Annotated in this window: 24 protein-coding genes, 1 tRNA gene and 2 pseudogenes; 5 read left to right on the forward strand and 22 right to left on the reverse strand. The window is 37.6% G+C overall.

The window, feature by feature from the left end:
- Positions 1–43 precede the first annotated feature (43 nt).
- Positions 44–793: pseudogene (locus QJV33_RS02670) on the reverse strand (IS6 family transposase).
- A 64-nt stretch (positions 794–857) separates the two neighbouring features.
- On the opposite strand from QJV33_RS02670, the gene QJV33_RS02675 reads away from it, so the two are divergent.
- Positions 858–1,223: an RNA 2'-phosphotransferase gene (locus QJV33_RS02675; RefSeq protein WP_281461868.1), complete on the forward strand. Its 366-nt coding sequence runs from the start codon at positions 858–860 to the stop codon at positions 1,221–1,223.
- A gap of 64 nt (positions 1,224–1,287) precedes the next feature.
- Here the strand turns inward: QJV33_RS02675 and QJV33_RS02680 are convergent, their stop codons facing one another.
- From QJV33_RS02680 to QJV33_RS02720, 9 genes are all read right to left on the reverse strand, one after another.
- Entirely contained in the window at positions 1,288–2,127 is an 840-nt protein-coding gene (locus QJV33_RS02680) for a KilA-N domain-containing protein (protein WP_281461739.1), read from the reverse strand.
- Positions 2,128–2,134: 7 nt separating this feature from the next.
- Positions 2,135–3,046, reverse strand: a complete 912-nt coding sequence (locus QJV33_RS02685) for an IS1595 family transposase (protein WP_281461738.1) — start codon at positions 3,044–3,046, stop codon at positions 2,135–2,137.
- 117 nt (positions 3,047–3,163) lie between these two features.
- Entirely contained in the window at positions 3,164–3,550 is a 387-nt protein-coding gene (locus QJV33_RS02690) for a hypothetical protein (RefSeq protein WP_281461869.1), read from the reverse strand.
- Positions 3,551–3,614: 64 nt separating this feature from the next.
- A complete protein-coding gene (locus QJV33_RS02695) occupies positions 3,615–4,067 on the reverse strand; it encodes a barstar family protein (RefSeq protein WP_281461870.1) in 453 nt (150 codons plus the stop codon).
- Between the two features lie 24 nt (positions 4,068–4,091).
- The gene (locus QJV33_RS02700) at positions 4,092–5,102 is read right to left on the reverse strand and encodes a ribonuclease domain-containing protein (RefSeq protein ID WP_281461871.1); all 1,011 of its coding nucleotides are present in this window, start codon (positions 5,100–5,102) and stop codon (positions 4,092–4,094) included.
- 102 nt (positions 5,103–5,204) lie between these two features.
- Complete coding sequence (locus QJV33_RS02705) at positions 5,205–5,354, reverse strand: hypothetical protein (RefSeq protein ID WP_281461872.1); 150 nt, start codon at positions 5,352–5,354, stop codon at positions 5,205–5,207.
- Positions 5,355–5,397: 43 nt separating this feature from the next.
- Complete coding sequence (locus QJV33_RS02710) at positions 5,398–5,958, reverse strand: Imm42 family immunity protein (protein ID WP_281461873.1); 561 nt, start codon at positions 5,956–5,958, stop codon at positions 5,398–5,400.
- 28 nt (positions 5,959–5,986) lie between these two features.
- Positions 5,987–6,190, reverse strand: coding sequence for a hypothetical protein (locus tag QJV33_RS02715; protein ID WP_281461874.1), 204 nt, complete (start codon positions 6,188–6,190; stop codon positions 5,987–5,989).
- 36 nt (positions 6,191–6,226) lie between these two features.
- On the reverse strand, positions 6,227–7,426 hold the full coding sequence (locus QJV33_RS02720; RefSeq protein WP_281461875.1) for an RNA-guided endonuclease InsQ/TnpB family protein: 1,200 nt from the start codon (positions 7,424–7,426) through the stop codon (positions 6,227–6,229).
- 22 nt (positions 7,427–7,448) lie between these two features.
- On the opposite strand from QJV33_RS02720, the gene tnpA reads away from it, so the two are divergent.
- Positions 7,449–7,871, forward strand: coding sequence for an IS200/IS605 family transposase (gene tnpA / locus QJV33_RS02725; protein ID WP_281461876.1), 423 nt, complete (start codon positions 7,449–7,451; stop codon positions 7,869–7,871).
- Between the two features lie 150 nt (positions 7,872–8,021).
- Here tnpA and QJV33_RS02730 read toward each other — a convergent pair whose 3' ends face one another.
- On the reverse strand, positions 8,022–8,516 hold the full coding sequence (locus tag QJV33_RS02730; protein WP_281461877.1) for a hypothetical protein: 495 nt from the start codon (positions 8,514–8,516) through the stop codon (positions 8,022–8,024).
- A 25-nt stretch (positions 8,517–8,541) separates the two neighbouring features.
- On the opposite strand from QJV33_RS02730, the gene QJV33_RS02735 reads away from it, so the two are divergent.
- Entirely contained in the window at positions 8,542–8,673 is a 132-nt protein-coding gene (locus tag QJV33_RS02735) for a hypothetical protein (protein WP_281461878.1), read from the forward strand.
- Between the two features lie 182 nt (positions 8,674–8,855).
- Here the strand turns inward: QJV33_RS02735 and QJV33_RS02740 are convergent, their stop codons facing one another.
- The 4 genes from QJV33_RS02740 to QJV33_RS02755 are packed head-to-tail and all read right to left on the reverse strand — an operon-like array spanning position 8,856 to position 13,672.
- On the reverse strand, positions 8,856–9,209 hold the full coding sequence (locus tag QJV33_RS02740) for a hypothetical protein (RefSeq protein ID WP_281461879.1): 354 nt from the start codon (positions 9,207–9,209) through the stop codon (positions 8,856–8,858).
- Complete coding sequence (locus QJV33_RS02745; RefSeq protein WP_281461880.1) at positions 9,206–12,466, reverse strand: hemagglutinin repeat-containing protein; 3,261 nt, start codon at positions 12,464–12,466, stop codon at positions 9,206–9,208. The genes QJV33_RS02740 and QJV33_RS02745 overlap by 4 nt, the downstream gene beginning before the upstream one ends.
- 26 nt (positions 12,467–12,492) lie before the next feature.
- Positions 12,493–13,272, reverse strand: a complete 780-nt coding sequence (locus tag QJV33_RS02750) for a hypothetical protein (RefSeq protein ID WP_281461881.1) — start codon at positions 13,270–13,272, stop codon at positions 12,493–12,495.
- A complete protein-coding gene (locus QJV33_RS02755) occupies positions 13,256–13,672 on the reverse strand; it encodes a hypothetical protein (RefSeq protein ID WP_281461882.1) in 417 nt (138 codons plus the stop codon). Before QJV33_RS02755 ends, QJV33_RS02750 begins: the two co-directional genes overlap by 17 nt.
- Before the next feature lie 62 nt (positions 13,673–13,734).
- Here QJV33_RS02755 and QJV33_RS02760 point away from each other — a divergent pair.
- Positions 13,735–14,483: pseudogene (locus tag QJV33_RS02760) on the forward strand (IS6 family transposase).
- Positions 14,484–14,738: 255 nt separating this feature from the next.
- Here QJV33_RS02760 and QJV33_RS02765 read toward each other — a convergent pair.
- From QJV33_RS02765 to QJV33_RS02775, 3 genes are all read right to left on the reverse strand, one after another.
- On the reverse strand, positions 14,739–15,977 hold the full coding sequence (locus QJV33_RS02765; protein WP_281461883.1) for a tyrosine-type recombinase/integrase: 1,239 nt from the start codon (positions 15,975–15,977) through the stop codon (positions 14,739–14,741).
- Positions 15,978–16,102: 125 nt separating this feature from the next.
- Positions 16,103–16,193, reverse strand: a tRNA-Ser gene (locus QJV33_RS02770).
- Positions 16,194–16,254: 61 nt separating this feature from the next.
- Positions 16,255–17,232 carry a bile acid:sodium symporter family protein gene (locus QJV33_RS02775; RefSeq protein ID WP_281461884.1) on the reverse strand — a complete coding sequence of 326 codons (978 nt, stop codon included), beginning with the start codon at positions 17,230–17,232 and terminating at the stop codon, positions 16,255–16,257.
- A 131-nt stretch (positions 17,233–17,363) separates the two neighbouring features.
- Between QJV33_RS02775 and QJV33_RS02780 the strand changes: the two genes are divergently transcribed.
- On the forward strand, positions 17,364–18,311 hold the full coding sequence (locus QJV33_RS02780; protein WP_281461885.1) for a hypothetical protein: 948 nt from the start codon (positions 17,364–17,366) through the stop codon (positions 18,309–18,311).
- A gap of 3 nt (positions 18,312–18,314) precedes the next feature.
- Here QJV33_RS02780 and QJV33_RS02785 read toward each other — a convergent pair whose 3' ends face one another.
- The 4 genes from QJV33_RS02785 to QJV33_RS02800 form a co-directional block, all read right to left on the reverse strand.
- Entirely contained in the window at positions 18,315–18,782 is a 468-nt protein-coding gene (locus QJV33_RS02785) for a DUF805 domain-containing protein (protein ID WP_281461886.1), read from the reverse strand.
- A 498-nt stretch (positions 18,783–19,280) separates the two neighbouring features.
- Positions 19,281–20,180, reverse strand: coding sequence for a LysR family transcriptional regulator (locus QJV33_RS02790; RefSeq protein WP_281461887.1), 900 nt, complete (start codon positions 20,178–20,180; stop codon positions 19,281–19,283).
- Positions 20,181–20,335: 155 nt separating this feature from the next.
- A complete protein-coding gene (gene mfd / locus QJV33_RS02795) occupies positions 20,336–23,812 on the reverse strand; it encodes a transcription-repair coupling factor (protein ID WP_281461888.1) in 3,477 nt (1,158 codons plus the stop codon).
- A gap of 21 nt (positions 23,813–23,833) precedes the next feature.
- Positions 23,834–24,127, reverse strand: a complete 294-nt coding sequence (locus tag QJV33_RS02800; protein WP_281461889.1) for a succinate dehydrogenase assembly factor 2 — start codon at positions 24,125–24,127, stop codon at positions 23,834–23,836.
- Positions 24,128–24,129: the final 2 nt, after the last annotated feature.

A 24,129-nucleotide genomic window follows, 5' to 3' on the forward strand; every position in this document is an offset into this window, starting at 1 on the left:
CAAATATTGAATGGTGCTGTGATTAGCCATAAAGCTAGCTAATTTAGACGGGTATATTATTATTTAAACCGAATATGCTTTGAATGAGCTTTATTTGTTCGTTGATTGTCCATTTTCCTTTAAAACCCAGTCCTTTTTTAATCCAGAGAATGGCCTCATATCCTTTGAGTGTTTTTCTTGCTGTATGAAAAGATTGAAAACAGCCATTTCTTGGTATACCCCTCTTTAACCTGAAATGATCATTTTCTATTCCCTGTTGTAAGGATTTTTTTGTTTCATGAACGCAGTGATTGGGAAGGATATACTCATTCTTCATGGTTTGTATGGTTTTTGGAAACGGTAATGCTTTATCTGTTCCAATATGGGTTGGAGCGAATAGACCATCTTTTTTAAACGCCTTTCTAAAGAAACGTTGCGCTGCTTTGATATTTCTTTTAGCTGTTAACAAGAAATCAATAGCTGTGCCTTCTTTATCAGTGGCTCTATATAGATACTTCCACTGACCTTTTACTTTGATATAGGTTTCATCAATCCTCACCTCACCACAATGAGGTTTTCTATAGCTTCTCAAACGTTTTTCTAATAAAGGAGCATAGCGTAATACCCAACGATTTAACGTGCTATGATCTATATTTATCCCACGTTCTAAAAACAATTCCTCAATGTCTCGATAGCTAAAACAATAGCGTAAATATCAGTTTACCGCTTGTATAATCATTAACCCACTAAAGTGGCGACCTTTAAAATCATCCTTAGATCTTAATATAAGCTTGCTATAGATACCAATAGACATAAATCGTTCCTAAAATATAAATACTCACTCCATTTCTATATTATACTAAAATACATAATTAAATTTGCAACAAGACCATAAAAAAAGATTTACAATATCAGATGATGGTTTAAATATTCGTGCAGCACAAGGGCACTCTACAAAACAAGTTGATATTCAATATCAAGAACAAATACCACCTGAGTTTTTATATCATGGCACAGCAACACGTTTTCTTGATTCCATTAAAGACAAAGGTTTAATTTCTGGTTCTCGTCAATATGTCCATTTATCTTGTAATGAAAAAACAGCAATATCTGTAGGAGAGCGCCATGGGAAACCTATTATTTTAAAAATCAACTCTATTTTAATGTATCAAAAAGGATTTAAATTCTACCTAGCTGATAATAATGTTTGGTTAACCAAACACGTGCCTAATAATTTTTGGTAATTATATACATCTCTACACAAAATAATTACAAATTCATAGAAAAATTAAATCTAAAAAACCTTATTTAGAATTGATCTTTTGGGTTGTATGTCAATGCTGTAATTAGTTTATTGTCTAGTTCTGTACGAGCATTCTCAGGAGTTGGTAAAGTAAGAATAAAATTGGTTAACGGGATTACTGACTCTTTATCACGATCTTTGAAATATTTAAGAGCTTTGTTAGGATCTACAATCCAATTATTAACCTCTAAATTAAAAGAAGTTATTAGTTCGTTTGGATATAGTTTTGCATTGACGTTAGGGCGTTTCCCGTCTCCAAAAGAGTGAGTATATGTTGGGAAAGAATCTGGATCATAACCATTACTTCTTAGCCATTTACAAAACATTTTTCCTAGAGAAATGTCTGGCATCATTCGATCCGGCAATAAGTATCCTCTTGATTCTAGAGGTGCTAATAGTTTTAATGTCATTTGATCTAGCATAGAAAAATGAGTAGGTGGTATTTTTTCTCTATTGATTAAATACCTGCGAATGTGCCAAGGAAGTGTTGAGTGTTTTTTCTCGCCACCCTGCATCCATTCTAAAACCCATTTAGATACCAGAACAGCAAATTTGGGTGATGCCCATTGGCCTAAATTTATTGCTACTTGAGGATGTACCCATGTACCTTGTAATGTAGGAACACCTCCTTGTATTGACTGTATTAATTCCGTGGTCGGAATTCCGACCACGGAAGAAAGTTCCTGAACAAAGGCCTTTGTAGTGGATAAACTATTATAATGCTTAAACTCTTTACTCGCAGCTTTACACATAGCAGTAGCATTAATGTAACCGTCGTAAGCGCGTTGCGATATTAAAACATTATTTTCTTGTCTTTGAATAAGCGGTAAATCTAATTGTTCCATTTCTACCTCATGTCGTTAAACTTTGATAAGTCATTCTACAACTCATATGTGTTAGCAGATAATCAAAGCGATGGTCTTGCCGGTGTTTACGGGTGTTGTAGCGGAATACAAATTCATCAACATATTTTTGTAAATGCTTAACTGACACCGAATGATAAATTCCAATGATGCCGCGCTTAAATAACGACCAGAAACCTTCTATAGTATTAGTATGAACTTTACCATTAACATATTCTTTATTGGCATGTTTTACGATAGCGTGGTTATAGATTTTAGTTAGTTGTGAATACCCTAACCATTCATCAGAATAAATAGTGGCATCTTTATTAGCGTAACTAACAATTTGCTTTGTCAATGTTGTTGCTGATACATCATTAACCTTTTTAGCATTTAATTTTCCTGAACGTTCAATCATGCCAAATACAGGTGTTTTATCTTTTGAACTTCTACCTTGAGAATGTTGTACTTTTCTACAGATATGACGAAATTTATTCTTGCCACCGACATAAGTTTCGTCTACTTCAATTTCATTGTTTAAGACATTGTTATTATCAAAACTAAAGCAATTGCGAATACGATGCAGAAGAAACCAAGCTGTTTTTTGCGTCACACCTAAGTCTTTAGCTAACTGCACTGATGAGATTCCTTTAGTATGACAAGTAATAATCCATATTGCTAAAAACCATTTTTGAAGTGGTATTTTTGAATTATCAAATAAGGTGTTTGTTTTAACATTGAAATATTTACTAGTATTCCTACAACGGTATCGATTACCCTTACATACATAAACTTTTGAAGCTGGATCAAAAGGAGAGATAATATTGCCACCCCATTTTAAATTCTCAAGGTGTTTGATACACGCTTCTTCATCTGGGAAAGTATTAATAAGATCTATGATAGTGTTAAACTTTTTAATCATTCTGCTACCTCTACTAATATCTTAGTATAACTTAACACAATGTCAATATTTTTGTGTATAAATGTATATAATTACCTAATTTTTTTACTCTTCTTTAAATCCTTTTTTATTTAATCTTTACTCACAATCAGCTTTAAATTCTTTCGATTGTTCTTTTGCAATTTCTAGCCATACATCGAAATTTTCAACATTACCACGATCTTCCCATCCAGGAGATGCATAAGTATGCACAAAAAATACTTTTGGATCTCCTGATGTATCATCCCCATCAAAACAAACGATATCATCAGAAGGATTCCAATGTGCAAAAGGAATTAAATTCCTATTAGGATATAATCGTCTTACACAAACAAATCTTCCATCAATGTATTTTGCTGATTGAATTAAAAAATACCATGGATATATCTCATCTTTATAATTCGATTGAATATAATTAATAAAATTATTACTAAATTTAAATCCTACTGGTAAATATTTTTTATAAGGTAAAAGTATGTCATTCATTTGCACTTCCCGCATCACCACCCGTCGCTTCGAAGATGATATATAAAATGTTTTTTAGTATTGATTAAATAAAATCAGAAAGTTCTTTATCTTCAAATAATGGAAAATCTTGATCGATATTCTGAAATATATAGTAAACATGTTTTTCTTCATTATCATATTTCATAGAATCAATAGGGACTTCTATTGATGATTTCTCAAAATAAGACAAAAAGTTATAGCTTTCTTCTGATAAAATTTTATCTGCATTGGTAAAAAAAACAAATATTCTTTTTTCAAAAATCCATGCTAAATCACATATACACTCATCAAAAGATCCCTCAGCGCCTGAATAATAATAAGGAAATTGTAAGACTGCAGAAATTTCATCGCAAAATGTTTTCCATACTTTCATTCTATCTCCTCTACATATCAAGACCACTGAGTCTTTATCATTACTTTTTATATCTAAAACGAATTGCCATATTTCTTCAAAAGATTTATGAGTTTGAAGTAAATTTTTATATTCTTTAATCATTGTTTGTTCTCTAACTTTTTTATATTATCTTATTTTTTGAAATGTACGATAATGAGTATTAGTATAATAAGCAGAGCCATCGCTACCTGTTACAACTCTATCAGCATTTCTATTTCCTTTTACATATAAATCAGTATCCCATTCTTTATAAGAAATTGTATTACCATTTGCATCTTGTTCAGGCAATTTTTGCTCTCCTGGTTTTGGATTATTATTATATGTTCTTCCTCCCTTATACCCAGCAAAAGGACTACCTTTTTCATCTACACGATTTAATGTATCCTTAGCTTTTTGTGGGATCTCAACCGTATTTTGTGATGGATCAGTTGGTGCCTTTGGATTATCAAAATTATTCCATTCTGTTTCTGTTGGTTGTGTTGGTTTTGGTCTGGTTGTTTCGACGGGACGTGTTGGTAAATCAGGAAGGTCATCATAATCAGATGGATTACCTCTAGCTGGATCAGCAACAGGGTCAATATCATCAATCTGACCATTTTTTACTTTCTGAATATTCGAAGAATTTACAGGTCGACCTGATTGCTCTAACTTTTGTGCAGCTTCTAACTCTTCACGAGAAGTATTTACCATCTCTTCGGTAATCGTGGGATTAATAGAGGTTAAAGCAGAACAATCCTTACATAATCCCCTTAATTCTCTTTCACTATTATTATAGGAAACTTTCCAAATCGCCTCTTGAAGAGGATCAATTAATCGACCATTTTCATCACGATCTTCAGGACGAAACTCTTCTTCACGTTCGCTTGCTGATTGATTATATTGTTGCAGATCAGAAGAAATGCCCAAACCATTTAAAGCACCAGAACCTCCATTTATTGCACCACCCGCACCAGCACCAATTGCACCAGCAATCACATTTTCAATGGCATTCGTTAATAATCGTGCCGTATCAGGATTACCGTTACTTTGCGCAATCGCCCAATCTTTTATCGTATTAACCGTCGAGGCAGTAACAATATCCCCAGCGATTGCACTTCCCGTAGCGGCACCGACGTTGCCGCCAGTAACGCCTGCCACGGCGGCGGAGCCAGCGGCTTCGAGGAGGATGCGTCCCCAATCGTTGGATAGTTTCGTTTCGTCAAAGCCATTGACACCACTATTATGTAACGCATCAGAGATTTATCCCATGACTTCGCCGACGAGCTGCATGCCGAGCTGGCTGTTTTGCAGTTGGTTGGAAAGTTTATCGGCGTTAAACTTGTTGTCCATGTGACCATTGGCGTTGTTGACATCCATGGTATAGCTGCCCTCTGTGCTGCCAGCATCCATATGGATATTCCCACTGATCGCAGACTGGCTGGTACTGGTTTCATCATGTTTTTTCTGTGATTTGTTTTGCTGCTTCCTCAGCAATTAAAATAGGCTGTAACCGAGCAAGATCTTGGTATGCTTGCTCTAAAACATGCTCTGCTTCACCTAAGGGAATAAGAAAACTTTTATAATGATTATGCCTTGGATCTGTTGATTTACAATACCAAACTTTTGTATATTCATCATTATCAACAAAATAAATAATATAATCATCTATAAAAACAGATGTATTATCTAATACCAACATATAATCGCTTAAGTCTCTTTTTTGAGGTAAATATTGATAAAACAATTCATCTTTGTCTTCAAAACAAACTTTATAAATTACATCAGAAAATTCTTGATCACTTAGTGCAAATAATTTTGGAGCATATCGCTGATCATTGTTTTTCAATAACTGTTTTAAAATCATCATTAAATCTACTAGATACCACGTATATGGATTTTTACCAATAGGATTTCCTTGAAAATATAAACAACAATTACCCATCATCAATTTTCCACAATGATCTTCATCGATTTGGTATTCAATAGCAAAAATATCTTTATTTCCATATAACATTTCCTTCTCCTTCAAATCTTTATCTTCATCACTTATGTGCATCTCTAAGAATTTTTACCACATCATTATTTTTATTACCTCTCATAACCTCCACGCTTTTATTACCTGCGAAATGTACTGTACCACTATTATCTGGACGATACACATTATATATTTCAGGTTTTTTGCTAACTTGTAGATAATAATTTCCATTCTTTTCAACTACAGGTGTCTTTGGATCATTGTTTGACATCCACCCCTCCCTAAAGTGAGGGGATTCCTACCGTGTTTAGTCTGTTAGGACTAACTCACCTCGGCGGGTTCCTGTTGCTGACAACTCAGTGTTATTCACTTCACAGGCTAACTGGGCAAGTCCTGCCCTTAAGATATTTGTTGCACCGACTAGATCGGCATTTTCTTCAAAGCCACACTCTACACAGTTAAAGTTTGCTTGTGTTTTTCTATTTTCTGCACTGATGAAGCCACAACAAGGGCAAGTTCTGCTTGTGTTCTTTGGATTAACGGTGATTAATTGTCCGCCATTCCAAAAAAGTTTATAGTCAAGCTGACGTTTAAACTCGAACCATGATTGATCTAAGATAGATCGATTTAATCCTGATTTTTGTTTTACGTTTTTACCATGTTGCTCAGCGTTTCCTTTGGCAGACTTTGACATATTGGTAATCTTTAAATCTTCCATACAGACAATAGCGTGATTTTTGCTAAGCTGTGTTGTAATTTTATGCAGATAGTCTCGCCTGACATTGGCAATATGAGCGTGATGCTTTGAAAGCTTTTGTTTTACTTTTCTCCAATTCTGACTAAACTTTTTCTTATGACTTAATTGCCTTTGCAATTTCACAAGTTTAGCTTGTTGTGTTTTCAAACTGTTTTTTGCTTCAAAAAACTGACCATTGGTTAAGGTTGCAAACCGAGCAATCCCCATATCAATCCCAACCCTATCCCCTGTATGGATAGGGTCTATATGGTCATATTCTGTTTGAATAGAAACAAACCATTTACCACACTTACAACTAATCGTAACATTTTTGATTGTTCCAATCACATCACGACTATTACGATACCTGATCCAACCGATCTTTGGTAAATAGATACGGTTATTATGCTGTTCTAGTTTACACCCTTGAGGGAAACGAAAGCTTTCCTTTAATCCTTTTTTCTGAAACTTTGGAAAATCAGCTTGCTTACGAAAAAAGTTACGAAATGCACTTTCAAGGTCTTTTAAAGAATGTTGCAAAACCTGACTGTGACAAGATTTTAACCATTCAAACTCTTGCTTCCATTTCGGTAACAAAACCGCAATCTTAGCATAGCTGAACTTAAAGTCAGTATCAATTTTACGTTGTTCTTCGTTATACGCCAAAGCCCTATTATAGACAAACCGAGAGCATCCGCAAAACTGACGCAGTTTGCGAATATCCGCACCATTTGGCATTAATTCATATTTAAAGGCTTTCTTTATACGCATGACTGTATTATAGACTTGGTCTATGAATAGTCAACAAGATATACGACATGGAAGACATTGTGTATTTAATATTCATATACACTTAGTCTTTGTTACAAAATACAGAAAAAACGTTTTTAATCAAATGATCCTTGATGATCTAAAAGGTATCTTTGATGGAGTATGCCTGGATTTCCAGTCTGAGTTAATCGAGTTTAATGGCGAACATGACCACGTCCATTTACTTATTAATTACCCACCTAAAATCGCTATATCTAATCTTGTAAATAGTTTAAAAGGTGTCTCTAGTCGTATGATTAGAAAAAAATATGCAACCCACCTAAAACAAAAATTATGGGGTAATCATTTATGGTCACCGTCATATTTCGCTGGAAGTTGTGGCGGTGCTCCAATCTCAATTATTCGTCAATATATCGAACAGCAACAAAAATTAGATACTAACTAAGCCTTATATCTCCGCCCTAAAGGACGGAGTTTTACGGCTATTCATGATAAATCAATATCTTTCTGTGTTTGACGTGTTTTTCCTGGTTGTAATTGTGAATCATGTGCTGGATTAGTAGAAAGTGGTATACGATTATTTATATCAACAAGATTAGCTCCAGTTTAAAGTAAAGATGGTTCCTTTTCCAACATCTGGATCGGCAGTGTATCCTGGCAGTTCGAACTCATTACCAACATCACTAATTGGATCGGCAATAATACCTGAGTTTTTATCTTGATCGGTAATCGGTGTAGAGACCGTGCTATCCCACCAATTCTGATCAGGAATAGGGGTGACTAATGTTGTTCCTTTATTCTCAGTAATAGGAGTAGTTAATATGGTTTCTTTGTTCGCATCGGGATGCGCCGTCATATCACTGGAGATAGAACCCGAACTTTGGGTATCTCCATATATCAAATTATACAAATAAGCATATGCGTATAATGGTCCCCACTGTAATAACTTCTCTGTATTATGAATAGTGTTATCATAAGCATTCTGCATTTGCTTAATGTCAGCGTCTGTCATTGCATTTGGGTTATTCCCAGCAGCACTCGCACCACCAGCAGCTTCAATCGCTGCTTGTTGTTGCAAGAATAACGCCATATTATATTGTTGAAGTGCAGAAGAGATGTCAGCACCATTAAGCGCACCAGAGCCACCACCAATCACTCCACCCGCTGCGGCACCTCCAGCACCTGCAATCGCGTTTTCAATTGCGTTTGTTAATGCAGTGGCAACTTTGGGATCACCATTACTCTGAGCCTTTGCCCAATCATAAACACTATTAAAGGTTGTAGAAGTTGCAATATTCCCCGCAACAGAGCTTCCTGTAGCAGCACCGACGTTACCGCCAGTAGCTCCTGCAACGGCGGCGGTTCCTGCGGCTTCGAGGATGATACGGCCTATATCGTTGGAAAGCTTAGATTACATCACAATCAAATATTAATATAATGGAAAATATTCATTATATATTTTTTCATCTAACTCAGGATCTATTAATCCTTCTGATTTTACAATTTCAAGAAAACGATCAAATGCTCCAGGTTCACTTTCTATAATATCATACAAAAGATTTTCTTCTATTAATGCCCAATGAAATATACCATGTATATCCGCACGATGATAAACAGCCCTAAAATTAATATTATAATCAATAATGCCCACTTTATCTTTTTTTGGATCAATAGCTGTTAACCCTCTATATCCTCGAGATAACTCCCAAAAAAGTGTGTTATTTTCGGACAAATAGATTCCAAATACATTACTTATAAAGCCTTCTTCATCCATAATTTTCATTTGTTTGTTCCTTTAATTGAATTCATTATATCGGTTGGCTTACTCCACGTATTCTGAGGTGATTTTACCTTCATATCATATACTCTTCCTGTGTTTACATTATATTGATAATGAATTTCTACACTTTCTCCTGTCTTTGGATTTTTATAATTTTGCGCCATTTTTCTAAAACCCACATTTCTAGGAAAACGACCATCTGCATCAGTTCCTAAATCTTTACCCTTTGCAGGACTACTTTCTACCTCTTTCCAAAAAACCTGCTCCTGTAAATCTCTTGGATGATCATAAGTGCCTTTTGATGGATCAGCAGTAGAAACATTTTCAGCATTTTTAATAATCTGCTGTTGTTCTGCTGTTAGTTCAGACGAACCATCATTCGGTGTTTTATTTGGTTCTTTATTTTTATCATTATCCCCTCCATCATTACCTGGATCGCCCCCTCCTGCACTGGTATTTCCTTTATTAACGGAAGCCTCCTCTTTTTGTTTTTGAGCAGCTTGTTCGTTGGCATTATCCTGATTTACAGCATCAATCACAGCACCAATAATTGTAGAAACAATTGCTGAAACCGTTCCTTTTACTGTGCCAGCCGCCGCCCCAGGAAGGGCTCCAACACCTTCACCTGCAACCGCTCCAACAACAGCACCTTGCACTGCGCCTTTGCCCGCTTCTGATGGTATCTTACCTACTGCTTCCCAAGCTGTATTATAACTATTATTAACTAATATTTTGCCTGTTCCACTAAACGTCCAGTTATATTGCTGAAGCGTTGAGGCAATATCAGCTCCATTCAAAGCACCAGAACCACCATCAATGGCAGATCCAGCTGCTGCACCACCAGCATTCGCAACAATATTAGCGCCAATATTCGTAAAAAACTCGGCGAGTTTTTTATCACCAACCGCAAGAGCTACGGCATTATCAGCAATAAACTGCCCTGTTGCTGCTACTGTTGCAGTACCTGCCGCTGAACTGGCTGCCGCACTACCGACATTTCCACCTGTAACGCCTGCGACGGCGGCGGAGCCAGCGGCTTCGAGGAGGATGCGTCCCCAATCGTTGGATAGTTTCGTTTCGTCAAAGCCATTGACACCACTATTATGTAACGCATCAGACACTTGTCCCATGACTTCGCCGACGAGCTGCATGCCGAGTTGGCTGTTTTGCAGCTGGTTGGAAAGTTTATCGGCGTTAAACTTGTTATCCATGTGACCATTGGCGTTGTTGACATCCGTGGTATAGCTGCCCTCTGTGCTGCCAGCATCAACATGAATCGTCCCAGAGATCGCAGACTGGCTGGTTGATGTTTCGTCATGCTTGCGATTACCACCAGCAATCAAACCAGAATTCCCAGCCAAGTTCCCAGCAATCACGCCTAATGGTCCCAAGGAACTGCCCAAAGCCCCCGTGCCAACACTCAGTCCACCCCCCGTAGCCGTCGCATCCCATTTCGATTGGTTCTCTTGAGTTTCCGCAATCAATTTCCCCGTGTCAAAATGGTTCTTGGACGCATCCGCGGTGCTGCTAATCACCCCAGCCTTTAAATGCGTCGTGTCACCCACGTGAATATCAACACCACCATCCCCTCCGTAAATGCCAGAAAGATCCTTGCCAGTGCTTTGATAATGATCCTTGATATTCTGATTGCCATAGCTGCCACCAGCACTCCAGTTGCTCCCCGCTTTGACACTCAACCCCGCTTGACTGCTGCTGTCATAATGTGAGGTGTCTTGGGGGCTGGTAATATCCAAATTCCCCGTATCAACCGTCACTTGATTTCCAGAAACAATTCCACCATTAATCGTCGTCTTACCAGGGGCGGTAATCGTCACTTTGTCCGTCGCAGATACATTCGTATTTACCCCAGTCGAACTGTCACCATTCGCATGTTGTTTCGACCCATTGGCATTCGCAGCAACCCCAATATCCCCTTTGGTATTGACCTCAATCCCAATCGCTCCACCAAAGCTGCTGCCTTTGCTAGAGGAATGCGTCGTATCAAAATCTGATTGCAACGTCACATTCTTCCCAAATAAGGTCACATCCTTACCCGATAAATTCGCAGCAGTCGCCGTTAAGTCACCATTATGCACATCATTAACATTATCCCCGCGCGCAACAATGCTCAGACTATTCCCAGCCGTGGCAGAAGAACCAACAACACTGCTTTGGGAATATTCACTCTTGGATTTGCTTGAACTAAATCCAGCCTGAACCGTACCAGAAAGAAGCCCACCCCCATATTTGTCAGCATTCGCAATCCCATTGCCAATCGCATATCCCCCTTGCATCGCATTCAACGTCTTGCCCGCAGCACTGCCCGAACCATTCACATTCGACGCCGCCTGACCATATTGCGCCGCTTGACCCACAGCAGAGTCAGAAGATACCCCAACTTTTAAGCCGCCAAATACAGAGGATTGTTTGTGCGTCTGGTCTATTGTGTTATGAACCGTATCAAAGGTTACAGACGATCCACTGATACTTAAATCATTCCCCGCACTAAGGTTTGTCCCCGTAAATATCGATGCTCCCCCAGAAATAATAGTTAAATTATTCCCAGCACTGACCTCACTGGGGGTCCATGTCGTCGTCTTGCTCGTATCCGTTTGTTTATCAGAATGATACCCAACAGACGCCATCCCCCCACTAAAGCTGGCACCCAGTCCAGAACTGCTCTTATGAGAGTAATCCTCGGTCGTATCTTTCGTCGCCATCGTCGAAAGATTATTGCCAGCAATTAAATTAACATCATGTTGACCTGTAACGGTTCCTTTGATCGTTAAATCATGACCCGCACCAATGGTGATATCTTTGCCCGCACCAACAAGCGACCCAATCTCTTCTGTTCGGGTTGAATTTCCTACCTCTTTTTCTTTTTGTAAAATACTAGAGCTTTTATGCGAGGAAGAGGACGAAGAGCTATTCGTAACAGAACCCAGAGTAATATCATGACCCGCCAGTAAAGTCGTATTCCCATCCCCAAGAACAACAGACCCCGCCAAATGAATATCATTCTTTGCACCCAGCGTAATATTGCCATTCGAAATAATATTACTACTGAGTGCTGTATTATAAGAATTCTGCTCACTAAAAGAACTGTGATTAAACGCCCCAGATTTATTGCCTTTGATGTCAGAGAAGCCACTGTCGATCACGGCGTTTAGACCGATATTGCCAGCGGAGGCTAAAGAGACATTCCCCCCCGCATTTAACGTGCTGCCAGAGAAATTTAAATCCCCAACAGTCGATTGCAAAGAGATTCTTCTCGTTTAGGGTGGTGTTAGGAGCCTTTTTTTGGGTTGTTGGTTTCTACACGGACAACTTGAGGTTGTTCTTGGCTGTAGAGGAAGACTTTGTGTTGTCCCATCATATTGGGGTAGTCATGCCAAACCGCCGTCGTAATGTGATTTAAGATATAAGGTTGAGAATTTGCATCAGTACTCATTGATCCTGTTCCTGTAAAAATTACTTCATAATTATCAGGATGTTCAGGGGCTACACATAAATTAGTACTCAGATCGGTATTATTACAAACAAATAGTGAATTATTCTTTCCCTTTGGTCTGACCAAGGTGACTTTATAATCAATATGTTTCATGGTATAGGCTTCGGCTTTGGTATCCCATGCCGTTGGGGTTCCCATACTGTCCGTATAGCTGGGTTCCGTCCATGTCCGTATTACATTATGCGCTTTGCTGGGGTCTTCCGCTGATTCAACCAATGCAATTACATTTGGATGACCCGCACCACCTGCTTTAGAACCCGTATCAACTACATGATATCCCAATGCCTGTAAACGATCCTCCGTATATTCTCTCGCTGATAAAATATACATAGCTGATTTATAAGATAATAACCAATCTTTCCCTTGCTCTCGTGCTTTTTTAACTAATTCAGGAAGATTATTAGATACAACCACTCTAACCGTATCAGATGTTTTAGAAAGGGGCTGTACATTCCCTGCCTGATTATTTACAGGCACATAATACTCATTTGGCCCACAGGCTGTTAATACTGAACATAACCCAAGTAGAATAAGCAGCTTATTTTGTAGGCGCATTTGGTTCTCCTGTTGTTGTTTTCTTTGTATCAGTTGATTTGGTATCTTTCTTTTGACTTTTGGGTTTTTCTATTTTAGGTGCTACTTTTAAAGACGTTATGCCTCCAGCAGTCGCATCTAAACCAACATTGCCACCACCAAAAACAATACCAGCCAAGGCACCTACACTACCAACAATCACATCATGAGCAATACCACTAACAACTTTGTTTATATCTGTTGTCGTATCATAAGTTTGATTTTTTTGTGTATTAGCTCCCTCTTGTTGTGTTTGTTGGTTATTAGGCAATATATTCGAAGTATCTGTCGAAGTTTTTCCTTCATGATTATCAGCAGCTCCGCCATTCTTTCGATCTTGTGGATTTTTTTGGTTTGGGGAGATTTTATGGTCTTGTTGCAAATTTAATTATGTATTTTAGTATGATATAAAAATGGAGTGAGTATTTTATTTAGGATTGATTTATGTCTATTGGTATCTATAGCAAGCTTATATTAAGGTCTAAGGATGATTTTAAAGGTCGTCATTTTAATGGATTGATGATTATCCAAGCGGTAAACTGGTATTTACGCTATTATCTTAGCTATCGAGACATTGAGGAATTGTTTTTAGAGCGTGGAGTAAGCGTTGATCATAGCACGTTAAACCGTTGGGTATTACGCTATCTCCTCTATTAGAAAAACGTTTGAGAAGCTATAGAAAACCTCATTGTGGTGAGGTTAGAATTGATGAAACCTATATCAAGGTAAAAGGTCAGTGGAAGTATCTATATAGAGCCATTGATAAAGAAGGCACAGCGATTGATTTCTTGTTAACAGCTAAAAGAAATATAAAAGCAGCACAACGCTTTTTTAGAAAGGCGTTTAAAAAAGATGGTCTATTCGCTCCAACCCATATTGGAACAGATAAAGCATCTCCTTTTCCAAAGACCATACAAACCATGAAGAATGAGCATATCCTTCCCAATCACTGCGTTCATGAAACAAAAAAATCCTTACAACAGGGAATAGAAAATGATCATTTCAGGTTAAAGAGGGGTATACCAAGAAATGGCTGTTTTCAATCTTTTCATACCGCAAGAAAAACACTCAACGGATATGAGGCCATTCTCTGGATTAAAAAAGGACTGGGCTTTAAAGGAAAATGGACAATCAACGAACAAATAAAGCTCATTCAAAGCATATTCGGTTTAAATAATAATATACCCGTCTAAATTAGCTAGCTTTATGGCTAATTACAGCCCCATTCAATATTTGCGACAAGACCCAAAAGTATTATACTTTCGAGGGGCTACGTAAGAGATTCAATTTTGAATATGTGGATGTTAGAACTGCCAAAAAGATTTTTGAAAGTGAAAATTTTCCTAAACCTTTAATCTTTAATCTTTAATCTTTAACACGAATAAAAAATTATGGGTAAAAGAAGAAGTTCATGATTGGGAAGATAAGAAAAAGACAGAACGACTTAATCAAGGTTTCCTTGCAACAGAAAGTAAATCTATAACGGGAACAATATCTTCAAAAAGCATATCTGCATAAATCTGATACAGCTCTTTTCTTCTCTCACTATGCTCTGCCCGATTATATGCAGCCACCACTTTATTCTTTTCTTCATGAGCTAACATTAAATCAATAATCTTTTCATCTTGAGGATATTTCTCAACCATAATACTAAAAAAAGAAGCTCGGAAACCATGAGGGCAGTGAATATTTTGATACCCTGCCCTATTTATCAAATAGCCCATTGCATTCTCACTCATTGGTTTGAAATGTGAATTATGGCTTGGAAAGACAAAAGGGCTATTCCCACTAAAACGCTTTACGACTTCAAGTATTTCTAATGCTTGACGAGATAAATACACTTTGTGAAGTCGTTTCATTTTCATCCGCGCCGCAGGAATAGTCCAAACATCCCCATCTATTTCTGACCACCGCATCCCACGAACTTCACCAGGGCGTGTAAACACAATAGATAAAAACCGATAAGCAAGTTTTGTCACTGGTTGAGATTCTTGTTGATCTATAACCTTCATCATTTCTTGAAGCTCTGGCAATGTAGAAATGGAAAGCTGCTTTTTTTTATAAATAACCTTTTTCAATGCATTCTTTAAGCTAGCAGCAGGGTTTGCCTCTGTATATACTCCCCTTGCAATGGCATAATTAAAAACCGCCTCCACTCTTTGTCGAATACGTTGAGCCGTTTCAATCGTTCCCTTTTCCTCCATCTTTTCCAAGACTTCATATATAAGAGGCGTTGTAATATTATGAATAACCACATTACCAAAATAGGGAAAAATCTTTTTCTCTAAACTGTTTATGACATCATGAGCATGTTTTGTGGTCCAAGTATCTTTGTATGTGTCCCACCAAAGTCGTGCGACATTCTTAAATGTGTTTTGCTGTTGCGTTGATTCTATTGCTTTTCTTTGTTTCTTTGTAATACTTGGATCGATACCATCTGCAATCTCACGTTTTGCATCATCCCTTGCTTGCCTTGCTTGGGCTAATGTTACAAGAGGATAAGCACCTAAAGATAACTCTTTTTGTTTTTTATTAAATCTGTACCTAAAGCTCCATAATTTAGAACCATTAGGCTTAACAATAAGGTATAATGATTGCGTGTCACCTTCCAGATATTCCTTATCTCTAGGTTTGAAAGACTTAATATCTTTATCAGTTAAAGGTCTATTTCTTTTTTCACGTGACATGGCAATACCAACAAAATTCATGCTTTGAAATGATATAAAATGCTGCAAAATGCAGAGCAAAAACGTAAAAAATGGCTGTTTCTGTAGGTTTTATGCTATATTATGTTGGGAAATGTATGGATATATGGCGGAGGGGGTGGGATTCGAACCCACGGTACGCTATTAACGCACGGCGGTTTTCAAGACCGCTGCCTTCAACCACTCGGCCACCCCTCCTGATTTGTAAAAACATTCATATACGATTTTATATCAGCTTGGCAAGCGGTTTTTTATAAAATTAATCTTCTTTTTTCTCTGCCAACCGCTTATCTATTAATTTTGCATAATATTTTGCTAAAATAGCAATAATAAAAAGTTGAATTTGATGAAAAATCATCAATGGCAAAACAATAATCCCTACCATACTGGATGGAAACAACACATTTGCAATCGGAACGCCAGACGCCAACGTCTTTTTAGAGCCACAAAAGACAATACTAATACGATCAGCCATCGGAAACTTTAAAATTTTACTTACGATTGTTATAATAATTAATACGAGAAATAACAATGATATATCAATCACAACAATATATAATAATTGACCGATACTTAATTTTTGCCATAAATGCATATTCACGGCTTCACTAAACGCACTATACACAACAATTAAAATCGACCCACGATCAGAAAAAGACAATAAACGCCGATTACGTACTGCCCATTCACCTATCCAAGGCTGTAATATTTGCCCTGCAATGAATGGTAGCAATAATTGATATACAATATTAATGGTACCATCAAGATTCATATGACCTTGGCTACTGAAAATCAACCCTGCCAATAAAGGCGTAATAAATACCCCTAATAAATTAGAAGCCGTTGCCGAACAAATTGCAGCAGGTACATTTCCTTTGGCAATCGAAGTAAATGCAATCGACGATTGAACCGTCGAAGGTAAACAGCATAGAAAAATAACCCCTGTCCATAATCCAGGAATCAATAAATGTGGAAACAAGTAATACAAACCAATCCCCAAAACCGGGAATAATCCAAAGGTACAAAGAAAGATTAGTAGATGTAATCGCCAATGCAATAAACCCTCTACCATTGCTTGTCTGGACAATCTTGCGCCTTGTAAAAAGAACATTAACGCGATTGCAATAATGGATAAATTATTAAAAAATGCCACACCACTGCCATAACATGGAAATAGACTTGCTAATAAAACAGTTGATAGTAGTGAGAATAAAAAAGGATCAATAAATTTAAACATTTCGAAGGGGAACCTTAAATAAAATCGTATCAAATATAAAAGAAACTATAATTCTTTCTTTGATATCTCATGAAATCTCTATATAATTTAACAATTAGTATCAATAATTTATTATAAAAAAATTGAGTATCATGAATAAAAAAACAACATTATTTACCCTTTTGGGATTGATTGCGATAAGTAACTTACCTTCTCATACTGCCCATGCGTCGCAAACATGGCAGTCATTTTGTTCTAATGTAACGGTGAATAACAGTTCTTCGAACTCTAACTCTATTAGCGCAACCAATTATACGGTGAAAGATTCAAATAATCCTGCTATTAAAATGATCGCTCAGCAGTTGAACACCACTCAAACCAATCAAAATTTATCAACAGATCAACTACAAAGAATCACAAATATTACATCCACGGGTATCTTAAATCTTGTTTTAAATCATCAAATGAAAGATTGTAATAAACGATATTATACCGATAGCCTTGCCCCTTTACTCACCACATTGCAAAGTGGCAATAAAGTAAATTTTACGTGGGATAATATTCATATACAAAATAGCAAAGCATCTTATCACGCAAAGCATTTGACTGCACAACTAAGTGGTCAAGGTAATAATATTCATATTACCATTAAATTTTCAGGATTGTCGACAACGTCGCAACATAAAACACCTACTGCTTTTGTTCCTCAACAAGGAACTATTGATATGACGACAACTGCACAATTTTATCCCCTTATCCTTGCTGCGACCAGTGGAAATATGGATACAGCCGCAAGTGGTACATTTCCCGTAAAGATTAATAACCTTAATGTCAAGAATCCGCAAACAACCATTACAGCAAATGGAGATGTGACTTTGAATAATAAACCCACGTTGACTTCTGCAAATGGTATATTACGCTTGACGAATATGCAGGCACTGATCACAGCCAGCAATGAAAGCAAAAACAGCAAACTTAAAACTGGATTAATCCTTGCCAAATTTGCTGGGCGGAGAGTTGGAGACAATGCTTTGGAATGGGATATTAACTGGCAAGGCAATTTATTTAAAGTTAATAGCGTCCCTATTCCTGTATGGTGATATTTATATAGTAAAACAGGTTTTTGGTGGGCTGCCAAATCTTTCCTTCTCGCTCGATGGATAACAGGCCACCATCAACATAAACCACTGACAAACGAAATTGACATACAAGTAAGGGATGGTTGCAAATAAAACAAGAAACCATACCCAAAACCAAGCTCCTCTTAAATTTAAATCATGCAACCGTCTGATACATAAACAAAAAGAGGGAATCATACTTAATAAAATATACACCGTAAATAACAGATAACATTCCAAATAGACAGTATGAACCTGCACCCCATAAATCAATCCCAATTGAGCACTTATTACAAATAATGCATATGCTATTAGACTATTGATAACCGCGAATGACCAAAAACCAGATCTATTTGTGCGTCCTTTAAAATAAAAATAATGACGCCATGCATCCACCCATCCTTGTGGCATATTCTTTATAAATAAAAGAATATCATGAGTTACCTTTTGCATTTTATTGCGCCTCTTATTTTATAAATTCATTCACCAAAAACCATGACTGCCCATCACGACCCCCATAATGGTAATACCATTTAAAATAAGCAATACCCAATATAGTTTTTGTACTAATTTATATGCTTTTTATGGATTTTTTGGGATATTTGATGTAATTTCTTTCTAAGAAAAGAGGCGCCAGAATAAAAAGCATCGTCATAAACAGAGCCCATATTAAGTACATCGCATTCATCCACCAATAAGAAATAGGGTGAAAACGATCCCAAGCAAACAAACGCCAAACCATATAAAAAAACCTGACAGTCCAACCAACAGGACGACAAATCTTGCCTGCCATGCAAAACGCTCTTCAGTTAATGTGCCTTATTAACAAAAGATGATAAAATTGTAATATTAGAGTAATTGTTGGGCTAATAACTTTGACTATGAAATAGTGCTTAATTTTTTATTATTTAGTATCATCAAGTCAAAGAGTTTTTTGGACAAATATTAGTTTTATTTTTTATTCCTGTTTTGAAACATTTTTAAAAATAGAGAAAAAGCATAACTATGCTGGCGACGATTGGGATAATATAAATAATATCCTGGGATATAAGGGCAACAATCTTCTAACACCCGAACCAAACGACCTTGTTGTATTGCTATGCTCACTTCATCTTCTGGAACATATATAAAACCGAACCCGTCCAATGCTGCTTGCAGCATCTGTGTTAACGTATTACAAATGACTTGTCCTTCAACATTCACTTTGACTTCGCGTCGATTGACCTCAAATTCCCAAGCATATAAATTACCCACCGTTGGTAATCTTAGATTAACGCATTGGTGTTTTAATAAATCTTTTGGTTTTTTGGGAATGAATCTATTTTCTAGATATTGAGGGGATGCAACCACAGCCATCCGAATTTCTGGACTAATGGGCAATGCAATCATATCCTTATGAACAAGCTCGCCTAAGCGAATGCCAGCATCATATTGCTCTGATACAATATCTTTTAAAGCAAAATCAACATCTATTTCCAACTTGATGTCAGGATAATCTTTTAAAAACCCTCTTAATTTAGGCCATAAAATAAAATTAGCTGCATGCTCATCTGCGGTCAGTCGAATGGTACCCGCAGGTTGTTGTTTAAATTCAATGACTCTGCTGAGCTCTTGTTCCATTTCCTCTACTCGAGGGGCAATATTCCTTAATAACAACTCGCCTGCTTCTGTAGGTGCAACACTGCGCGTTGTACGCATCAACAAACGAATCCCCAGACGTCCTTCTAAATTTCGCATTGTATGACTTAACGCAGATTGCGACACACCTAACTTAGATGCGGCTTTCGTAAAGCTGCGTTCTCTTGCTACACTCAAAAAAACTAAAAGATCGTTAATGTTTTTTTGCAACATACTAGAAAAATCCAATCCAAAGTTGTATTTAAAATCTTATAAGGAATATTTATTGTGACCATAAATATTCCCTGACATAAATAAATTTAATAATAATAAATATTTATAATAATTATTACACTTAAGTAAAGTCTTTTGTAAATATAATAAATTATTTATTTAGAGTTGTATATTTCCCAAAGTTTTTCTAACAAAAATTGAGTTCGTTGTACTCTTTTTGCAAATGGAGTTTCCCTCAAATAAACTAATTTCCCATCAGGTCGTAACTTCATATATTCCGCCCCAATTCCTGCAACCCATTTTATGAGACCTTCGGGGTTTTTGAATTGGTTATTCAAAAACTGAACCACAACCCCTTTGGGACCTGCATCTACACGCTGAACACCAATTTTTTTACACAACCCCTTCAATTTCACGACTGCCAATAAATTAGATACCTCATCAGGCAGGTCACCAAAACGATCAATTAATTCTGCACGCATTGCTTCAATTTCATCCTCTTGCACCAAATTACCAATACGACGATATAATCCCAACCGCACAGGCAGATCTGTAACATAGTTTTCAGGTATCAATACAGCCAGTCCTAGTACTATATTAGGGCTCCAGTCTTGATTTTCAATAGGTTGATTATCACGTTCTGCACGCAGTGATGCTACTGTTTCCTCCAACATTTTTTGATATAATTCGACGCCAACCTCTCGAATATGACCAGACTGCTCTTCACCAAGCAAGTTGCCGGCACCACGCAAATCCAAATCATGAGAAGCCAGCGTAAATCCAGCCCCCAAATTATCCAAAGATTGCATGATCTCCAGTCGTTTTTCAGAATTTTTGGATAGGAAATGATTTTGTGGCCACGTTAAATATGCATAACCTCGTTGCTTACCACGTCCCACGCGTCCGCGCAGCTGATACAACTGCCCCAATCCGAAACGGTCTGCTTTATAAATTATTAACGTATTCACCGATGGCATATCCAGACCACTTTCAACGATATTGGTTGAAAGCAACACATCATATTTCCCATCACTAAACTCTGTCATTACACGTTCCAACTCAGTCGGTGTCAAACGACCATGTGCCTGCACCACACGTAAATCAGGGATAATCTCTAACAATTGCTCTTGTAACGGCTGTAAATCTTGTAACCTTGGGACTACACAAAAAGCCTGTCCCCCTCTAAAACGCTCTCTTTGTAAAGCCTCTCGGATCACAACACGATCAAATGGCATAATAAAGGTTCTGACGGCTAATCGATCGACAGGCGGTGTTGCAATCAGACTAATTTCCCGCATACCCGTCAAAGACAATTGCAAAGTCCTTGGCAATGGTGTTGCAGAAAGGGTTAAAACATGAATATCTTCTCGTAATGCTTTTAATTTTTCTTTATGCGCCACGCCAAAATGTTGCTCTTCATCAATAATAAGCATTCCCAAATTGGCAAATTGTATCCCTTTCGCCAACAAAGCATGGGTGCCAACAACGATATTCACCGTGCCATCAGCAATTTCTTTTTTTACCTGCGTCGCTTCTTTGGCAGTCACCATGCGTGATAATTGTGCAATTTTAATAGGAAAGCCTTCAAAGCGTTTCATAAAGGTACGATAATGTTGCCGCGCCAATAAAGTCGTTGGCACAACAACAGCAACTTGGGATCCTCCCATTGCTGCAATAAAAGCAGCACGCAAAGCAACTTCCGTTTTACCAAAACCAACATCACCACAAATCAAACGATCCATGGGTCGACCAGAGGATAAGTCTTGGATAATATCTGCCACCGCTCTAGATTGATCTTCGGTTTCAATAAATGGAAACCTTGCGCAAAATTCTTCCCATAACCCTTCTGGGGGCGTTTCAATAGAGGCTTCTCGCATTAAACGCGTCGCAGCCGTTCGTAACAACGCATCAGCCATATCACGGATACGCACTTTCATCGTTGCTTTGCGTTTTTGCCAAGCAGGGCTTCCTAATCGATCCAGCGCCACACCCGATTGATCTGAACCAAAACGACTTAATAATTCAATATTTTCAATCGGCAAGAATAGCTTCTCCTCGCCGTAATACATCAAAGATAAACAATCATGCGGGGCATTGCCTATATCAAGATTAACCAACCCTTGATATTGACCAATTCCATATTCTTGGTGAACAACCAAATCCCCTTCGCTAATTTCAGAAGCCTCTGAAATAAATTGCTCTGCCCTTTTACGCTGACGATGTGGACGGGAAATGCGCTCCCCTAGCAAATCTTGCTCTGATATTAATGCAAAATCCTCAGCAATAAATCCGTTATCCAACCCCAATGTTAACAAATAAACAATTCCAGCCTTAGATTTCTTGGCTTCGACCCAACTGGTCAGTTGTTGGGTTGGAATTTGATGTTCTTTTAATAAAGTGGCAATGCGTTCTCTGGAGCCTTTGCTCCATGCAGCGACTAAGACTTTACGCCCAGCCGACCCCCATTCAGAAACTTTTTTCCCAAATAAAGCAAAAACATTTTCACGTTCTGATGCTGCAAGACTTTTCGCAAACATAATACCAGGGCGCCCACCAGCATCTACACCCACCGCTCCATCAGGTTTAGCAAAAGGTTGAAAAGAAAAAATTTTATAAGCAGAAATATGTTGATCCCAAGTCTCTTGGTTCAAATAATGATATTCTGAAGGTAACGGACGATAAGGCACTTCGTTGGGTCTGATCGGTTGTTTTCTGGCTTCATAATGATCTGCAATCATTTCTAATCTGGGCTGCAACGCTTCTTCGGCTTGATAAGCAAAAGATAAAGACATCTTTGGAATATAATCAAAAAAAGTTTCCATTTTATTATGAAACAAAGGCAGCCAATGTTCTATACCTTGATACCGACGACCATTAGAAACCGCATCATAAAGAGGATCATTCGCTGCTGTCGATCCAAATAAATCACGCCATTTTGTTCTGAACCTTGCGATACTTTCTTCGTCCAAAGAAAAATCAGCCGTTGGACGCATTACCAACGCATCCATAGCGCCTGTCGAACGTTGAGTAATTGGATCAAAAGAACGAATTGAATCGATTTCATCCCCGAATAAATCCAAACGTACAGGCTCTTCTTCACCTGCAAGAAAAATATCAAATAAATTGCCCCTTACAGCGAACTCACCTGCTTCCATCACGGTATCAGTGCGATTATACCCTTGAGAAACAAGTAAATCGATTAAGAATTCCTGATCTAAACTATCGCCTTTTTTTAGATTCAATGCCCGACCAGAAAAAACAGAACGTGGAGCCACTTTTTGTAAAAGAGCCGAGATCGTCGTTAACACTATTCTAGGTGATGTAACAGGTTCCAATAATCGTGTTAACGTCGCAACACGCTCAGAAACAACCCGTTTATTTGGCGAAACACGATCATAAGGCAAACAATCCCATCCTGGAAAATTTAATACTTCCAAACTTGGATCAACAAAATTTAATAAATCAGCAATTCGAATCATATCCGCATCATTACGGGCAACATGAACCAAAGTTTTTTGATCTTTGGCAAAACATTCTGAAGCATGATTCTTTAATAAAAAGGCATCATATCCGTCTGGAACACCCCATATTGGCAAAAAGTTGTTCTGCTGTTTTGATGAGGTATCCCCCATTCTATTTCTCCTCGTTAACTCTTATAATTTTGAATGAATAATTTTAGCGAATTCACGCATTTTATGCATCATTGGAATAGTTAATAACTCGGTCGGAATTTCCTTAGCACCCGTTAACCACAATGTTAAATCCGTATCATCTAAACCCATAATATGCTCAAGCTCATTTAATTCTTGCTCATCCATATCAGCAATATAGTGCTTTACAAAACGACCAATTAACAAATCTGCTTCGTATGATCCACGATAATTTCCCTGATAGATTAAACGACGTTTACGAATTTCTAAATCCGTCATTGTTTCTTTTTGATCCATAA

The sequence above is a fragment of the Commensalibacter nepenthis genome, assembly GCF_029953305.1.
In the GTDB taxonomy this organism is placed as follows: Bacteria; Pseudomonadota; Alphaproteobacteria; order Acetobacterales; family Acetobacteraceae; genus Commensalibacter; species Commensalibacter nepenthis.

Bases quoted from the DNA above. Each gene is read 5' to 3' on its own strand.
- QJV33_RS02680 (WP_281461739.1), bottom strand. From the start codon at position 2,127: ATGGAACAATTAGATTTACCGCTTATTCAAAGACAAGAAAATAATGTT.
- QJV33_RS02685 (WP_281461738.1), bottom strand. From the start codon at position 3,046: ATGATTAAAAAGTTTAACACTATCATAGATCTTATTAATACTTTCCCA.
- QJV33_RS02690 (WP_281461869.1), bottom strand. From the start codon at position 3,550: ATGAATGACATACTTTTACCTTATAAAAAATATTTACCAGTAGGATTT.
- QJV33_RS02695 (WP_281461870.1), bottom strand. From the start codon at position 4,067: ATGATTAAAGAATATAAAAATTTACTTCAAACTCATAAATCTTTTGAA.
- QJV33_RS02705 (WP_281461872.1), bottom strand. From the start codon at position 5,354: ATGGATGCTGGCAGCACAGAGGGCAGCTATACCATGGATGTCAACAAC.
- QJV33_RS02710 (WP_281461873.1), bottom strand. From the start codon at position 5,958: ATGTTATATGGAAATAAAGATATTTTTGCTATTGAATACCAAATCGAT.
- QJV33_RS02715 (WP_281461874.1), bottom strand. From the start codon at position 6,190: ATGTCAAACAATGATCCAAAGACACCTGTAGTTGAAAAGAATGGAAAT.
- QJV33_RS02720 (WP_281461875.1), bottom strand. From the start codon at position 7,426: ATGCGTATAAAGAAAGCCTTTAAATATGAATTAATGCCAAATGGTGCG.
- tnpA (WP_281461876.1), top strand. From the start codon at position 7,449: ATGAATAGTCAACAAGATATACGACATGGAAGACATTGTGTATTTAAT.
- QJV33_RS02730 (WP_281461877.1), bottom strand. From the start codon at position 8,516: ATGGCGTTATTCTTGCAACAACAAGCAGCGATTGAAGCTGCTGGTGGT.
- QJV33_RS02735 (WP_281461878.1), top strand. From the start codon at position 8,542: ATGTCAGCACCATTAAGCGCACCAGAGCCACCACCAATCACTCCACCC.
- QJV33_RS02740 (WP_281461879.1), bottom strand. From the start codon at position 9,209: ATGAAAATTATGGATGAAGAAGGCTTTATAAGTAATGTATTTGGAATC.
- QJV33_RS02750 (WP_281461881.1), bottom strand. From the start codon at position 13,272: ATGCGCCTACAAAATAAGCTGCTTATTCTACTTGGGTTATGTTCAGTA.
- QJV33_RS02765 (WP_281461883.1), bottom strand. From the start codon at position 15,977: ATGTCACGTGAAAAAAGAAATAGACCTTTAACTGATAAAGATATTAAG.
- QJV33_RS02775 (WP_281461884.1), bottom strand. From the start codon at position 17,232: ATGTTTAAATTTATTGATCCTTTTTTATTCTCACTACTATCAACTGTT.
- QJV33_RS02780 (WP_281461885.1), top strand. From the start codon at position 17,364: ATGAATAAAAAAACAACATTATTTACCCTTTTGGGATTGATTGCGATA.
- QJV33_RS02785 (WP_281461886.1), bottom strand. From the start codon at position 18,782: ATGCAAAAGGTAACTCATGATATTCTTTTATTTATAAAGAATATGCCA.
- QJV33_RS02790 (WP_281461887.1), bottom strand. From the start codon at position 20,180: ATGTTGCAAAAAAACATTAACGATCTTTTAGTTTTTTTGAGTGTAGCA.
- mfd (WP_281461888.1), bottom strand. From the start codon at position 23,812: ATGGGGGATACCTCATCAAAACAGCAGAACAACTTTTTGCCAATATGG.
- QJV33_RS02800 (WP_281461889.1), bottom strand. From the start codon at position 24,127: ATGGATCAAAAAGAAACAATGACGGATTTAGAAATTCGTAAACGTCGT.